This window comes from Kitasatospora sp. NPDC058478, from assembly GCF_042720345.1.
GTDB lineage: Bacteria > Actinomycetota > Actinomycetes > Streptomycetales > Streptomycetaceae > Kitasatospora.
Genome location: NZ_JBHXML010000088.1, coordinates 1 through 14,450, shown reverse-complemented (window position 1 = coordinate 14,450; position 14,450 = coordinate 1). Strand labels below are relative to the sequence as shown.

At 73.0% G+C, this 14,450-nt stretch carries 10 protein-coding genes; 4 read left to right on the top strand and 6 right to left on the bottom strand.

Annotated elements, in window-relative coordinates; translation table 11 throughout:
• Positions 1–126: 126 nt before the first annotated feature.
• From ACFWPT_RS35635 to ACFWPT_RS35610, 6 genes are all read right to left on the bottom strand, one after another.
• Positions 127–1,158: a PadR family transcriptional regulator gene (locus ACFWPT_RS35635; protein WP_380486936.1), complete on the bottom strand. Its 1,032-nt coding sequence runs from the start codon at positions 1,156–1,158 to the stop codon at positions 127–129.
• A 1-nt stretch (position 1,159) separates the two neighbouring features.
• Positions 1,160–2,068 carry a DUF4097 domain-containing protein gene (locus ACFWPT_RS35630; RefSeq protein ID WP_380486934.1) on the bottom strand — a complete coding sequence of 303 codons (909 nt, stop codon included), beginning with the start codon at positions 2,066–2,068 and terminating at the stop codon, positions 1,160–1,162.
• A 225-nt stretch (positions 2,069–2,293) separates the two neighbouring features.
• Positions 2,294–2,473 (bottom strand): DUF6104 family protein, encoded by a 180-nt coding sequence (locus ACFWPT_RS35625; RefSeq protein ID WP_063347844.1) that lies wholly within the window; start codon positions 2,471–2,473, stop codon positions 2,294–2,296.
• Between the two features lie 126 nt (positions 2,474–2,599).
• Positions 2,600–6,361: a multifunctional oxoglutarate decarboxylase/oxoglutarate dehydrogenase thiamine pyrophosphate-binding subunit/dihydrolipoyllysine-residue succinyltransferase subunit gene (locus ACFWPT_RS35620; protein WP_380486932.1), complete on the bottom strand. Its 3,762-nt coding sequence runs from the start codon at positions 6,359–6,361 to the stop codon at positions 2,600–2,602.
• Between the two features lie 282 nt (positions 6,362–6,643).
• Positions 6,644–7,774, bottom strand: a complete 1,131-nt coding sequence (locus ACFWPT_RS35615; RefSeq protein ID WP_063347842.1) for a cell wall metabolism sensor histidine kinase WalK — start codon at positions 7,772–7,774, stop codon at positions 6,644–6,646.
• A gap of 92 nt (positions 7,775–7,866) precedes the next feature.
• Complete coding sequence (locus ACFWPT_RS35610; RefSeq protein WP_063351140.1) at positions 7,867–8,604, bottom strand: response regulator transcription factor; 738 nt, start codon at positions 8,602–8,604, stop codon at positions 7,867–7,869.
• Between the two features lie 562 nt (positions 8,605–9,166).
• On the opposite strand from ACFWPT_RS35610, the gene ACFWPT_RS35605 reads away from it, so the two are divergent.
• The 4 genes from ACFWPT_RS35605 to ACFWPT_RS35590 all read left to right on the top strand — a co-directional run bounded on the left by ACFWPT_RS35605 (position 9,167) and on the right by ACFWPT_RS35590 (position 14,378).
• Entirely contained in the window at positions 9,167–9,964 is a 798-nt protein-coding gene (locus tag ACFWPT_RS35605) for a rhomboid-like protein (protein ID WP_380486930.1), read from the top strand.
• Between the two features lie 168 nt (positions 9,965–10,132).
• Complete coding sequence (gene lon, locus ACFWPT_RS35600; protein ID WP_380486928.1) at positions 10,133–12,529, top strand: endopeptidase La; 2,397 nt, start codon at positions 10,133–10,135, stop codon at positions 12,527–12,529.
• 67 nt (positions 12,530–12,596) lie between these two features.
• On the top strand, positions 12,597–13,139 hold the full coding sequence (locus ACFWPT_RS35595) for a GtrA family protein (RefSeq protein ID WP_380486926.1): 543 nt from the start codon (positions 12,597–12,599) through the stop codon (positions 13,137–13,139).
• An 18-nt stretch (positions 13,140–13,157) separates the two neighbouring features.
• Complete coding sequence (locus ACFWPT_RS35590; protein ID WP_063347838.1) at positions 13,158–14,378, top strand: ROK family transcriptional regulator; 1,221 nt, start codon at positions 13,158–13,160, stop codon at positions 14,376–14,378.
• Positions 14,379–14,450: the final 72 nt, after the last annotated feature.

The following is a 14,450-nucleotide window of genomic DNA, read 5'->3' as shown; positions in this document are numbered from 1 at the left end:
GTGCTCGCGTGTGGCGGGTTGCTGGGTTGTGTTTTTGTGTCGGTGGGGCTGGGGGGCGCTGTGGGCCTGGGGCGGCGCCCTCGGGGGGGGGGTGGCCGGGCCGGTGGTGGTCCGGCGGCCTGCCGGTCAGCCGAGCAGGCGCTTCAGCCGCTCGCCGGCCGCGCCCAGCACCGAGCGGGCCTCGGCCAGCTTGTCGGTGCTCACGCCGCCGTCCCGGGCCGCGTCGCGGACCTGGTCGCGGAAGCGGTCGAGCAGCCGCTCCAGTTCGCGGGCCGGGTCGCCGGCCGGGTCGGTCCGCGCCCACGGCGGCAGGTCGGCCGGGGCGGTCGGGGTGGTCGGCTCGTCCTTGTCCAGGTCGATCCGGGTGACGGTGACCTCCTCGGCCGACCCGTCGGCCGGCTGGCCCCAGCGGGCCGCGTCGGCCAGCCCGGACAGGCCCTTGGTCAGCTCGGCCAGGCCCTCGGCGAGGCCGGTCGGCCAGTCGCCCTTCGCGGCGTGCTCGCGCACCTGCTGCTCGACCCGGCGCTTGATCCGCAGCGCCTCCTGCTGCGCGGCCGTCCGCGAGGCCTTGGCCTGCTCGCGCAGCCTGCGGGCCTCCTCCTCGGCGGCCTTCGCCTTGGCCTTGGCGGCCTTCTCCTGCTCCCGGGCGCGCTTGGCCTGGTCCTTGGCCTGCCGCTTGAACTGGGCGAACTCCTCCTTGGCGCGCTGCCAGGACTCGTTGTCGCCCCACGGGCCGGACCACGGGTCCCCGCCCTCGGCGCGGTCCGGTCGGGGGGCCTGCCGGGCGGCCTGCCACAGCTCCTCGCGCAGGTCCTTGGCGCTGTCCCGGACGTCCTCGCGGATCGCCCCGGCCAACTGCGCCACGGAGTCGTGGATCTCCACTTCCAGGTCGTCCAACTCGCCCTGGCGGGCTTCCAGTTCGGCACGCCCGGCGTCGGTCAGCCGGTAGACCTTGCGGCCGCCCTCGGTGTTGTGGGCGACCAGGCCCTCCTGCTCCAGCTTGGCGAGCCGGGGGTAGACCGTCCCGGCGGAGGGCGCGTACAGGCCCTGGAAGCGCTCCTCCAGCAGGCGGATCACCTCGTAGCCGTGCCGCGGGGCCTCGTCGAGCAGCTTCAGCAGGTAGAGCCGGAGCCGGCCGTGGCCGAACACGGGCGTCATCTCACGCCTCCTTGGTGAGGTCGGGCTTGCCGAGTCCGGCCGGGAGCTCCTTGACGACCACCGGCGACTCGTCCTCGGGGTCGGGGCGGCGCAGCACGGTGACGCCGCCGGAGACGGTGGTCACGGCGAGGCTGCCCCGGCCGTCGCCGAGCTGGCCGGACAGGCGCTTGGCGCCCCAGCTGCCGCTGAGCTTGAGGCCGTCGAAGGTGCTGGAGATGTCGCCGCTGGTGGAGCCGGCCTCGACCTTGGCGTCGGCCAGCGAGGGGATCCGGATGACGACCGGGCCGCTGACGGTGGTGACCTTGATGTCGGCCGGGTTGGCGACGTCGAGGTCCAGGGTGACGGCGCCGGTGACGGCGTTGGCCTGGATCCGGTCGGCGGTGCCGGCGACGACGGTGAGCTGGCCGGAGACGGTGTTGACCTTGAGCTGGCCGGCCACCGACTGGGCGTCGACGTCGCCGGTGACGGTGTTGGCCTCGGTGCGGCCGGTCAGGCCGACCAGGGTGGCGTCGCCGCTGGCGCTCTGCACCGAGACGTGCCCGGTGATCCCGGAGACGGTGGCGTCGGCCGAGACGGTGCCGACCTTGACCTCGGCGTCGGCCGGGACGGTCAGGGTGACGCCGGCGACCCGCTTGCGCTTGAAGGAGCTGAAGAAGCCCTTGACCGCGTCGACCGACTTGAGCCGGTCGCCGAACTCGCCCCAGCTGTTGATGTCCTTGTAGGTGACCGTCAGGACGCCGTCCACCAGGGTCACGTGCAGCGGCTCGCCCTGGAGCTCGGTGACCTCCAGGCGGGCCGGGCCCTCGGCCGCCACCACGTTCACCGTGCCCTCGATGATCCGCACGTGCAGCGCCCGGACCGTCTCGTCGATGGTGATCCTCTCGGGTCCCTCGACCGTCCACTGGCTCATCTCTGCCGCCTCCCGTTGCCGATCGCGATGTATCGCGTTCTCTTTTAAAGACGATATATCGCGTGACGCGCAAGTCAAGCGTGCCGTCCCGGATCCCGCCCCTGAGCCGCCCCGGAGCGGCCCCCGAGGCGCCCCCTACGGGCGGGCGCGGATACGTGAGGGGCCCGGCAGGCGATCGCCTCCCGGGCCCCTCATCAGCGGTTCAGTGCAACGGCACCGCACCGGTCACTCGTCGTCCTCGTCGTCGAGCCGGGCCAGCCAGGTGGCCAGCCGCTCGACGGGGATCTCGAAGTCCGGGTTGAGGTCGACGAACTCGCGCAGTCGCTCGGCCAGCCACTCGAAGGTGACCTCCTCGTCGCCGCGCCGGTTCTGCAGCTCCTCGATGCCGCGGTCGGTGAAGTACACGGGTTCACTCCGGTCCGATGGGGATTGACCTGGTCAGGATAGTCGGGGACGCCCGCGGCCCCCGTCTCCCAGGGGAGGACGGGGGCCGCGGGCTTCGGTGCTCCAGCGCTTCGGGGCCTCAGGGCCTCAGAGCGAGTAGACCTCTTCGATCAGCGCCTGCTGCTCGGCGGCGTGCCGCTTGGCCGAGCCGACCGCCGGGGACGAGGCCGTCGTGCGGGCGACGCGGCGCAGCCGCGAGCCGTTGGCGCTGCGGCCGACGACGACCTGGAGGTGGTCGACCAGGTTCATCGCGATGAACGGCCAGGCGCCCTGGTTGTCCGGCTCCTCCTGCGCCCAGACGAACTGGACGTCGTCGCCGTAGCGGGCGAGCTCCTCCTGGAGCTCGGCCACCGGCAGCGGGTAGAGCCGCTCGACCCGGACGATCGCGGTGTCGGTGACGCCGCGCTCGGTGCGGGCCGCCGCCAGGTCGTAGTAGAACTTGCCGGCGGTGATGACGACCTTGCGCACCTGTGCCGGGTCGACGGTGTTGTCGCCGATGACCGGGCGGAAGGAGCCGGACAGGAACTCCTCGGTCGCACTCGCCGCGGCCTTGAGACGCAGCATCGACTTCGGGGTGAAGACGACCAGCGGCTTGTGGTGCGGGTTGTGCGCCTGCCAGCGCAGCAGGTGGAAGTAGTTCGACGGCAGGGTCGGCATGGCGACCGTCATGTTGTTCTGCGCGCACAGCTGCAGGAAGCGCTCCGGGCGGGCGGACGAGTGGTCCGGGCCCTGGCCCTCGTAGCCGTGCGGCAGCAGCAGGGTGACGCCCGAGTGCTGGCCCCACTTCTGCTCGGCGGAGGCGATGTACTCGTCCACCACGGTCTGCGCGCCGTTGACGAAGTCGCCGAACTGCGCCTCCCACATGACCAGCGAGTTCGGGCGGGTCAGCGAGTAGCCGTACTCGAAGCCCATCGCCGCGTACTCCGACAGCAGGCTGTCGTAGACGGTGTAGCGGGCCTGGTCCTCGGTGAGGTACTGCAGCGGGGTGTAGTCCTCGCCGGTGTTGCGGTCGATCAGGACGGCGTGCCGCTGGCCGAAGGTGCCGCGGCGGCTGTCCTGGCCGGCCAGGCGGACCGGGTGGCCCTCCATGAGCAGCGAGCCGATGGCGAGGGTCTCGCCCGTCGCCCAGTCGATGGTGTTGTCCTCGACGGAGGCGGCGCGGCGCTGGAGCTGCGGCAGCAGGCGCGGGTGGACGGTCAGCCAGTCCGGCAGGTTGACCTGCGAGGCGGCGATCCGCTTGACCATCTCCTGGGAGATGCCGGTCTGGATGTTGACCGGGAAGTCGGCGACCGGCTTGCCGGCGATGGCCGGGGCGGGGGTCTGGGCGGCGTCGCGGACCTCGGCGAAGACCTTCTCCAGCTGGCCCTGGAAGTCCTGGAGCGCCTGCTCCGCCTCTTCCATGGTGATGTCGCCGCGACCGATCAGGCCCTCGGTGTACAGCTTGCGCACCGAGCGCTTCTTGTCGATCAGGTCGTACATCAGCGGCTGGGTGAACGACGGGTTGTCGGCCTCGTTGTGACCGCGGCGGCGGTAGCAGATGAGGTCGATCACGACGTCCTTGTGGAACGCCTGGCGGAACTCGAAGGCGAGCCGCGCGACGCGGACCACGGCCTCCGGGTCGTCGCCGTTCACGTGGAAGATCGGGGCCTCGATCATCCGGGCCACGTCGGTGCAGTACATCGAGGAGCGCGAGGACGCCGGGGCGGCGGTGAAGCCGACCTGGTTGTTGACCACCAGGTGGATCGTGCCGCCGGTGCGGTAGCCGCGCAGCTGCGACATGTTCAGGGTCTCCGCGACGACGCCCTGGCCGGCGAAGGCCGCGTCGCCGTGGATCTGGATCGGCAGCACCGGGAAGGTGGTGCCGCCCTGGTCCAGGATGTCCTGCTTGGCGCGGGCGATGCCCTCGACGACCGGGTCGACCGTCTCCAGGTGGGAGGGGTTCGCGGCGAGCGAGACCTTGATGGTCTCGCCGTCCAGGCCGGTGAAGGTGCCCTCGGAGCCGAGGTGGTACTTCACGTCGCCGGAGCCGTGCATCGACTTCGGGTCGAGGTTGCCCTCGAACTCGCCGAAGATCTTGCCGTACGGCTTGCCGACGATGTTGGCCAGCACGTTCAGACGGCCGCGGTGGGCCATGCCGATGACGGCCTCGTCGAGGCGGTGCTCGGCGGCGGCGTCGATGGTGGCGTCCAGCAGCGGGATGAGCGACTCGCCGCCCTCCAGCGAGAAGCGCTTCTGCCCGACGTACTTGGTCTGCAGGAAGGTCTCGAAGGCCTCGGCCGAGTTCAGCCGGCGCAGGATGCGCAGCTGCTCCTCGCGCTCGGGCTTGGAGTACGGCTTCTCCAGGCGCTCCTGCAGCCACTTGCGCTGCTTCGGGTCCTGGATGTGCATGTACTCGACGCCGACGGTGCGGCAGTACGTGTTGCGCAGCAGGCCGAGGATGTCGCGGAGCTTCATCATCTTCTGGCCGCCGAAGCCGCCGACCGCGAACTCGCGCTCCAGGTCCCACAGGGTGAGGCCGTGGGTGGTGACGTCCAGGTCGGGGTGCTTGCGCTGCTTGTACTCCAGCGGGTCCGTGTCGGCCATCAGGTGGCCGCGCACACGGTACGCGTGGATCAGCTCCATGACGCGGGCGGTCTTGTTGACCTCGTCGTCGTGGGTGGTGGCGACGTCGGTGGCCCAGCGGACCGGCTCGTACGGGATCCGCAGCGACTCGAAGATCTCGTCGTAGAAGCCCTTCTCGCCGAGGAGGAGGCGGTGGATCTCGCGCAGGAACTCGCCGGACGCCGCGCCCTGGATGACGCGGTGGTCGTAGGTCGAGGTCAGCGTCATGATCTTGGAGACGCCCAGCCGGGACAGGGTCTCCGGGGCGGAGCCCTGGAACTCGGCCGGGTACTCCATGGCGCCGACGCCGACGATGGTGCCCTGGTTCTGCATCAGGCGCGGCACGGAGTGCACGGTGCCGATGCCGCCGGGGTTGGTCAGCGAGACCGTGACGCCGGTGAAGTCGTCCATGGTCAGCTTGTTGGCGCGGGCCCGGCGGACGATGTCCTCGTAGGCCTGCCAGAAGCCGAAGAAGTCGAGGGTCTCGGCCTTCTTGATGGCCGCGACGACGAGCTGGCGGTCGCCGTTCGGCTTGACCAGGTCGATGGCCAGGCCGAGGTTGACGTGCTCGGGCTTGACCAGGAAGGCCTTGCCGTTCTCCACCTTGTAGCTGTAGTTCATGCCCGGGGCGGCCTTGATGGCCTGGACCAGGGCGTAGCCGATCAGGTGGGTGAAGGAGACCTTGCCGCCGCGGGCGCGCTGCAGGTGGTTGTTGATGACGATGCGGTTGTCGATCAACAGCTTCGCGGGCACCGCGCGGACCGAGGTCGCGGTCGGCACCTCCAGCGAGGCGTCCATGTTGGTGGCGACGGCCTTGGCCGGGCCGCGCAGCTGGATCAGCTCGGGGCCGGCGGGCGCGTCCGCCGCGGCGGCGGCCGGGGCGGCCGGGGCGGCGACCTTGGGGGCCGGGGCCGGGGGCGCGACGGGAGCTGCGGCGAGCGGCGCGGGCGCCGGCGCCGGAGCGGCCGGTGCGGCCGGTGCGGCGGGGGCGGTCGCGGCCGGAGCAGCAGCAGCGGGCGCGGGGGCAGCGGCAGGGGTCGGCGTGGGGCCGGCCTGGGTCGCGGCCTGGGTCACTGGGGTCACCTCGGTACCGGGCTTGTAGTCGGCGAAAAAGTCCCACCAGGCTCGGTCGACCGAGTTCGGGTCCTGGAGGTACTGCTGGTAGATCTCATCGACGAGCCACTCATTGGGACCGAAGCCAGTGGAGCTAGCCGAGCTATTGGGGGTTTCAGGGGACTGTGGCGACACGGCGGCAACCGCCCTCTTCCGCTTCCTTTTGGGATGTTTGGACAGCGGGGATTAAGGCTACGCCCCTGACCAGTGATCGCGCAGTCCCCGGGCCCCAGGCGTCGCCCAGATCACAGTCCTGACCTGCAGTTTGGCTGAAAATGTGCGTTAGAAAGCCGTATCTGAGGGGAAGCGATCGCGCCCACCCATAGGGCATATCCGGGCAAAAACGGACAAAGCCCCATACGGATCATCCAATGATCTTCGTGTACGTCTGTGTCGCTTCTGTGACACATCCGACCCTCAGCGCTGCCCCGGCAGCCGGACCTCGATCCGGCAGCCGCGCGGCGACTCGGCGACCGCGATCCGACCGCCGTGCAGGTCCACCGCCCAGCGGGCGATGGCCAGGCCGAGGCCGGTGCCGCCGTCCGAGCCGGGCCCCTGGGCGGTCGCGGTGCCGCTGCGGCTGAACCGCTCGAACACCCGGCCGCGGTCGGCCGGCGGGATGCCCGGGCCCTCGTCCTCGACCTCCAGCAGCAGGCCGCCGGGCCCGCCGTCGGGCCGCGCGCGCACCGTCACGGTGCCGCCGGGCGGGGAGTGCTTGCAGGCGTTGTCGACCAGGTTGGCGACCACCTGGTGGAGCCGTTCCGGGTCCGCCACGCCGGTCAGGCCGGTCGGGCTGACCTCCAGCGCCAGCCGGACGTCGCCGCGCCGGGAGAACGCCCCGCCGGCCGTCGCGCCGTCCACGGTGACCCCGCGCAGCACGCCGTCCAGGAACTCGCGCACCTCGAAGGGGCGGGCGTCCAGGTCGACCACGCCGTCGTCGATCTTGGAGAGGTCCAGCAGGTGGGTGACCAGGCGGCCGAGCCGCTCGGTCTGCTCCAGGGCGGCCCCCAGGGTCGCCGGATTGGGCTGGACGACGCCGTCCACCACGTTCTCCAGCACGGCGCGCAGCGCGGCGATGGGCGTGCGCAGCTCGTGCGAGACGTTGGCGACCAGCTCGCGGCGGTGCCGGTCGGCGGCCCCCAGGTCGGCGGCCATCTGGTTGAAGGTGGTCGCCAGCTCGCCGATCTCGTCGCGCGAGTTCACCTCGACCCGGCGGCTGTAGTCGCCGGAGGCCATCGCGCGGGCGGCGGCCGTCATCTCGCGCAGGGGGGCGGTCAGCCCGTGCGCGAGGAACTGCATGAAGAGCAGCGAGGCGATCATGGAGAAGACCATGATGATCCGGATCTGGGTCTCGGACCGGATCGCCACGACCACCATGCCGGTGGCCAGGAAGACGGAGACGATCACCAGCAGGGCGAGCTTGCCCTTGATCGAGCGGACCGGGTCGAGCGGCCTGATGTCGGCCCAGACCCGGCGGGCGGCGCGGGCGGCCAACGTCTGCGACCGCGTGCCGCCGGTGTCCCCGTTGCGTTGCTGTGGAAAGGTCATTGGTCCCCTGTGATCCCCGCGTACGTCCCCCGCGTGGTGCGCGGCAGTTCGGGACACGGGCCCCCCGGAGGCCCGTCGCCCGAGGCTCGCTGCTAGGAGAGCGGGGCCTCCAGCGCGTACCCGACGCCGTGGACGGTACGGATCCAGCTCGCGCCGATCTTGCGGCGCAGTGCCTTGACGTGGCTGTCCACGGTGCGGGTGCCGGACGCGTCCGTCCAGTCCCAGACCTCGGCCAGCAGCTGCTCGCGGGTCAGCACGGCGCGCGGCTGCGCGGCCAGGCAGGCGAGCAGGTCGAACTCGGTGGGCGTCAGGTGGACGTCGCCCGAGGCGAGCCGGACCCGGCGCTGCACGTGGTCGATCTCCAGCTCGCCGAAGCGCAGCGAGCCGAGCGCGGGCGTGCGGGCCGCCTGCTGGGCGCGCTCGACGCGGCGCAGCAGCACGTTGACCCGGGCGGCCAGTTCGCGCATCGAGAACGGTTTGGTCATGTAGTCGTCGGCGCCCACGCCGAGGCCGACCAGCAGGTCCGTCTCGTCGTCGCGCGCGGTCAGCATCAGCACCGGCACCGGGCGCTGCGCCTGGATCCGGCGGCACACCTCAAGGCCGTCGAAGCCGGGCAGCATGATGTCGAGGACCACCAGGTCCGGCTGCCAGGTGTGGAAGCCGTCGACCGCGCCCGGCCCGTCGTGGGCCACGGCGACCTTGAAGCCCTCCGCGCCCAGCCGGGCCGCGATCGACTCCGCGATCGTCGGCTCGTCCTCCACCACCAGCACTCTGCGTTGGCTGCTCACCGTGCCGCCGCTGTGGTTGTTGTCCTGCTGAAGTTCTGTCACGGTCACGCCACCGCCCCCAGGGCTGCGGGCCGGCCACCTGTGGGGATGGCGGGCTCCGCTCGTAGTCTTGTTCCGTCGTGGACTGTGCCGGGTCCGCCGTCCCGTCGTGCGTGCGGGTCGGCGGGCGGATTGTCGCCCGCCCACTTCTCCCGCGCACTTCGCAGCGTACGGACAGCGGATGCCTCCCGGCAGGTGGACCGGACGTTTCCGGCCCGTGGGCCGGCTGTCGGGCCGCCCTCGGAGCCCACTGCACGAGTGGGCACGGGCCGATACCTTACCCGGCGATTTTTCTCTGCGTAACGGTACGTATGCAGTCGAGTTGACGCCAAGTCGCCGGTCAGAGCCCTTGCCGGCGCGCCCGCCGGAAGAAGGTCTGGACCAATATCGGGAATCCGGTCGACCGGTTTCCTGACGGTCTTCACCGGCTTTTCTCAGATGCCTCTCAGAACCTCGACGTAACGTGGCCACGACAACGCCCCGCAGGGCGGGATCCGCGGCGCGCGCCGGTACGTTGGGCACCTGGTGAGGGGCCGGTGGCTGCCGGCGTGGAGCGGAGGGCGGCATGGCTGGACTGCGGCGAGGTGCCGGACGGGTCGGGGCGTCGCCCGCCGGCCCGCCGTACGGCATGCTCCGGCACGGTCTGCGCACCGGCGTCGTCGAGTGGCTGCTGGCGCGGGTGCCGACACCCCGGCGAAACCCCTTCACCCTCGGCTATCTCGCCGTGGTGGGCGCCACCACGACCTTTGCCAAACTCGCCGATCCGGAACTCGTGCAGCGGCTGCAGGAGGCCTCCAGTTCCGACGGCCACAACCTCCTGCAGCACCCCCTGCGTGCGCTGCTGCTCAGCGGTTTCTGGGTGGCCGGCGAGGTGTGGATGCCCTACCTGTGGGGATTCGCCGTCACCCTCGCGCCGCTGGAGCGCCGGATCGGCCCCGCCCGGGCGGCGGCGGTCTTCGCGATCGGGCACGTCACGGCCACGCTGCTGTCCCAGGGCGTGGTGATCACCGCGGTGGAGACCGGGCGGATGGAGACCGCGGCGCTGGACTACCTGGACATCGGCGTCAGCTACGGCGTGCTCACCTGCCTGGGTGCGGTGGCCGGGCTGCTGCCGTGGCGCGGTCGGCTGGTCGCGCTCGGCGGCGCCGGGCTGCTGATCGCCGAGCAGATCCTCACCGAGCGGGACCTGGTCACCGCCGTGGGGCACCCCGCCGCGGTGCTCACCGGGGTGGCGCTGTGGCGCTGGCTGCGCCGGGCCCAGGCCCGCCGGCCGCGGCCGAAGCCGCGGACGCGCCGCGCCGAGGTGCCGGCCGCGGGCTCCTCGCCCGCGCCGGGCGGCGCTCCGGTCCTGGACGCGCGCTGACCCTTCCGGGTGCCGCTCCCGCGTGCTTTTGACGGCGCTTCCCGCACCCTCCCCCCGTTCGCTCCACACCCTCCTCCTGTTCGCTCATGGCGAACACCGCCCCGGGAACATCCGGCGCACGCCAGGCCTTAGTCAGGTCGACTCAACTTCACTGACTGGGGAGAGATCATGGCATCGACGTCCACACCGCTCACCCTGCCCGTGCTGCCGCTCGACGACGAGGTCGTCCTGCCGGGCATGGTCGTCCCGCTGGACCTGAAGGACACCGAGGTGCGCGCCGCGGTCGAGGCCGCCCGCGCGGCGGCCACCGGCACCGGCAAGCCGCAGGTCCTGCTGGTCCCGCGGGTGGACGGCTCGTACGCGGCGGTCGGCACCCTGGCCGCCGTCGAGCAGGTCGGCCGGCTGGCCGACGGGGAGCCGGCCGCGCTGGTGCGCGCCGTGCGCCGGGTCCGCATCGGGGTCGGCACCACCGGCCCCGGCGCCGCCCTCTGGGTGGAGACCACGCCCTTCCGGGAGTCCTCGGTGGACACCCTGGTGGCCGGCCGGGCCGCCGAGCTGGTCAAGGAGTACAAGGCGCTGTCCACCCAGTGGCTGCGCAGGCGCGGCGCCTGGCAGATCGTCGACCGGGTGGCCCAGATCGAGGGCGTCGGCGAGCTCGCCGACAACATCGGCTACGCGCCCTTCGCCACCGCCGAGCAGAAGCTCAAGGTGCTGCTGGAGGCCGACCAGGTCGCCCGCCTGGAGTACGCGCTGACCCTGCTGCGCGACCACCTCGCCGAGGAGGAGGTCAACGACACCATCCGCAAGGACGTCGAGGAGGGCGTGGCCAAGCAGCAGAAGGAGTTCCTGCTCCGCCGCCAGCTGGAGGCCGTCCGCAAGGAACTGGCCGAGCTCAACGGCGACCCGGCCGACGAGGAGGGCGACTACCGTGCCCGGGTCGAGGCCGCCGACCTGCCCGAGAAGGTCCGCGACGCGGCCCTCAAGGAGGTCGACAAGCTGGAGCGGGCCTCCGAGCAGTCCCCCGAGGGCCCCTGGATCCGCACCTGGCTGGACACCGTCCTGGAGCTGCCCTGGAACGAGCGCACCGAGGACGCGTACGACATCGCCGGTGCCCGCGCCGTGCTGGACGCCGACCACGCCGGCCTCGCCGACGTGAAGGACCGCATCGTCGAGTACCTCGCGGTGCGCAAGCGCCGGGCCGACCAGGGGCTCGGACTGGTCGGCGGCCGGCGCGGAGGCGCGGTGCTGGCACTCGTCGGCCCGCCCGGCGTCGGCAAGACCTCGCTCGGCGAGAGCGTGGCCCGCGCCATGGGCCGCACCTTCGTCCGGGTCGCGCTCGGCGGCGTCCGGGACGAGGCCGAGATCCGCGGCCACCGGCGCACCTACGTCGGCGCGCAGCCCGGCCGGCTCGTGCGGGCGATCAAGGAGGCCGGCTCGATGAACCCGGTCGTCCTGCTCGACGAGATCGACAAGGTCGGCTCCGACTACCGGGGCGACCCGGCCGCCGCCCTCCTGGAGGTGCTGGACCCGGCGCAGAACCACACCTTCCGGGACCACTACCTGGAGGTCGAGCTCGACCTCTCGGACGTCGTCTTCCTCGCCACCGCCAACGTGCTGGAGGCCATCCCCGAGGCGCTGCTCGACCGGATGGAGCTCGTCCGCCTCGACGGCTACACCGAGGACGAGAAGGTCGTCATCGCCCGCGACCACCTGCTCCCGCGCCAGCGCGAGAAGGCCGGACTGGGCGGCGAGCAGGTCAGCGTCGACGAGGCGGCGCTGCGCCGGCTGGCCGGGGAGTACACCCGGGAGGCCGGCGTACGGAACCTGGAGCGCTCGATCGCCCGGGTGCTGCGCAGGATCGCCGCCCAGGCCGAGCTCGGCGAGCGCGAACTGCCCGCCGCGATCGGCCCGGACGACCTGCGCGCCCTGATCGGCCGGCCCCACCACGTGCCGGAGGCCGCCCAGGCGCCGGCCGAGCGGCGCACCGCCGTCCCCGGCGTGGCCACCGGCCTCGCCGTGACCGGCGCCGGCGGCGACGTCCTCTACATCGAGGCCTCGCTCGCCGACGCCGAGACCGGCGGCACCGGGCTCACCCTCACCGGGCAGCTGGGCGACGTGATGAAGGAGTCCGCGCACATCGCGCTCTCCTACCTGCGCTCGCGCGGTGCCGAACTGGAGCTGCCGGTCACCTCGCTGCGCGACCGCGGCGTGCACCTGCACGTCCCCGCCGGGGCCGTCCCCAAGGACGGGCCGAGCGCCGGCATCACCATGACCACGGCGCTCGCCTCGCTGCTGTCCGGCCGCAAGGTGCGCACCGACCTGGCGATGACCGGGGAGGTGTCGCTGACCGGGCGGGTGCTGCCGATCGGCGGGGTGAAGCAGAAGCTGCTCGCCGCCGACCGGGCCGGCGTCACCACGGTGATCATCCCCAAGCGCAACGAGGCCGACCTGGACGACGTCCCGGCCGAGGTGCTGGAGCGGCTCACCGTGCACCCGGTGGCGGACGTGCGGGAGGTGCTGGAGCTGGCCCTGGAGCCGGCCAAGGTCCTGGCCGCGGCGGCCTGACCCGGCCGCGCCGGGTCGGCGGGAGGATCGACGGGAGGACGGCGTCTGCGCGTGCCACACTGCGGAGATGCCGTCCCCCACGCAGCGCGCCCTGGCCCGGGTGCCGGCCCGGCTGCGTCCGTTCCTGCTGCGGCACCGCCGGCTGGTGAAGTTCCTGCTGGTCGGCGGCGCCTGCTTCCTGCTCACCACGGTGACCGACTTCGAGCTGAAGTTCACCGTGCTGGAGCACAAGCCGGTGGTCGCGCTGACGGTCGCGACCGTGATCTCGACCGTCGTCTCCTACGTGCTCAACCGTCGCTGGGCCTTCCGGACGGCCGGGCACCCGCGCGAGGCACTGCTGTTCTTCCTGGTCAGCGCCATGGCGATCGCCGTCAACGACCTGCCGCTGGCACTCTCCCGCTACGCCCTGGACCTGCGCGAGCCGTACGTCGGCCCGTTCGTCCAGGAGACCGCGGACTTCCTCAGCGGGATGGTCGTCGGCACCTTCGCCGCGATGCTGTTCCGCTTCTGGGCGATGCAGCGGTGGGTCTTCACCCGGCCCGCCGAACGGGCGCACCCGAGGTACGAACCCGGTTACGCTGCACCCGAGATGCCACGGGATGCCCCATAAGGCCGTGAGGTGAGGGTTATGCGCGGGGAACCGGACGCGGTTCGGAGCGGGCCCGCCAGCCAGCAGGGGATGCGCCGGGCCAACCTGGCCCTGGTGCTCGGGGTGATCGCGCGCGCCCCGCGCTCCCGGGCCGAGGTGGCCGCCGAGACCGGGCTGACCAGGGCCGCCGTCTCCTCGCTCGCCGAGCAGCTGATCGCCGGCGGCCTGGTCGTCGAGGAGGGCCCGGCCGCGCCCAGCGGCAAGGTCGGCCGCCCCGGCACCGCGCTCGGGCTCAACCCGCTCGGGCCCGGCGGCCTCGGCGCCGAGATCGGCGTGGAGCACCTCGGCGCCTGCGTGGTCGACCTGAGCGGGGAGGTCCGGACCTGGCGCCGCCGCGAGGTCCGCAATCGGGGCCGCCGGCCCGCCGCGGTCATGGCCGACCTCGCCGAACTGCTGCACGCGGCCGTCGCCGAGGCGGGCCTGCGCCCGGCCGGGCTGACCCTGGCCGTCCCCGGGCTGGTCGGCACCTCCGGCGGGGTGCTCCAGCGGGCCGCCAACCTGGGCTGGCGGGATGTCCCGCTGGCGGCCGAACTGCGCCCGGCGCTGCGCGCGGCCGGCGCGGCCGAACTGGCCGAGCTGCCGGTCGAGGCGGACAACGAGGCCAACCTGGGCGGGCTGGCCGAACGGTGGCTGGGCGGCGGGCCGGAGGACTTCCTGTACGTCTCGGCCGAGGCCGGCGTCGGCGCGGCGATCGTGGTCGGCGGGCGGCTGCTGCGCGGGGCGCGCGGCTACGCGGGCGAGTTCGGCCACGTACCGGTCCACCCGGACGGCCACCGCTGCGCCTGCGGCGCGCACGGCTGCCTGGAGCAGTACGCGGGGGAGGCGGCCGTGCTGCGGGCGGCCGGGCCGGCGGGCGCGCGGGGCGACTGGGTGACGCTGCTCGCCGGGCGGGCCGGGGCCGGGGACGAGCCGGCCCTCGCGGTGCTGGCCGGGGCCGGTTCGGCGCTGGGCATCGCGGCCGCCGGGGCGGTCAACCTGCTGGACCCGGCCGAGGTGGTGCTGGGCGGCGGCTACGCCCGGCTGGCGCCCTGGCTGCTGCCGGCGATGCGGGCCGAGCTGGCCGCCCGGGTGACGGTGCGGCCCTGGTCGGACGAGCGGCTGACGGTGTCCCGGCTGGGCCGGCGCGGGCCGCTGCTGGGCGCCGCGGTGGGCGTGGTGCGGGCCGTCGTCGCGGACCCGGGCCGGCTCGCCGGCGGCTGACCTCCCGGCCCGGGGCGCGCCCGAGCCCCCGGCCGGGCGGCCGGGGGCCTGTCTCTTATACACATCTCACGC

Bases quoted from the DNA above. Each gene is read 5' to 3' on its own strand.
- lon (WP_380486928.1), top strand. From the start codon at position 10,133: ATGGCATCGACGTCCACACCGCTCACCCTGCCCGTGCTGCCGCTCGAC.
- ACFWPT_RS35635 (WP_380486936.1), bottom strand. From the start codon at position 1,158: ATGACGCCCGTGTTCGGCCACGGCCGGCTCCGGCTCTACCTGCTGAAG.
- ACFWPT_RS35615 (WP_063347842.1), bottom strand. From the start codon at position 7,774: ATGACCTTTCCACAGCAACGCAACGGGGACACCGGCGGCACGCGGTCG.
- ACFWPT_RS35605 (WP_380486930.1), top strand. From the start codon at position 9,167: ATGGCTGGACTGCGGCGAGGTGCCGGACGGGTCGGGGCGTCGCCCGCC.
- ACFWPT_RS35595 (WP_380486926.1), top strand. From the start codon at position 12,597: ATGCCGTCCCCCACGCAGCGCGCCCTGGCCCGGGTGCCGGCCCGGCTG.
- ACFWPT_RS35630 (WP_380486934.1), bottom strand. From the start codon at position 2,068: ATGAGCCAGTGGACGGTCGAGGGACCCGAGAGGATCACCATCGACGAG.
- ACFWPT_RS35590 (WP_063347838.1), top strand. From the start codon at position 13,158: ATGCGCGGGGAACCGGACGCGGTTCGGAGCGGGCCCGCCAGCCAGCAG.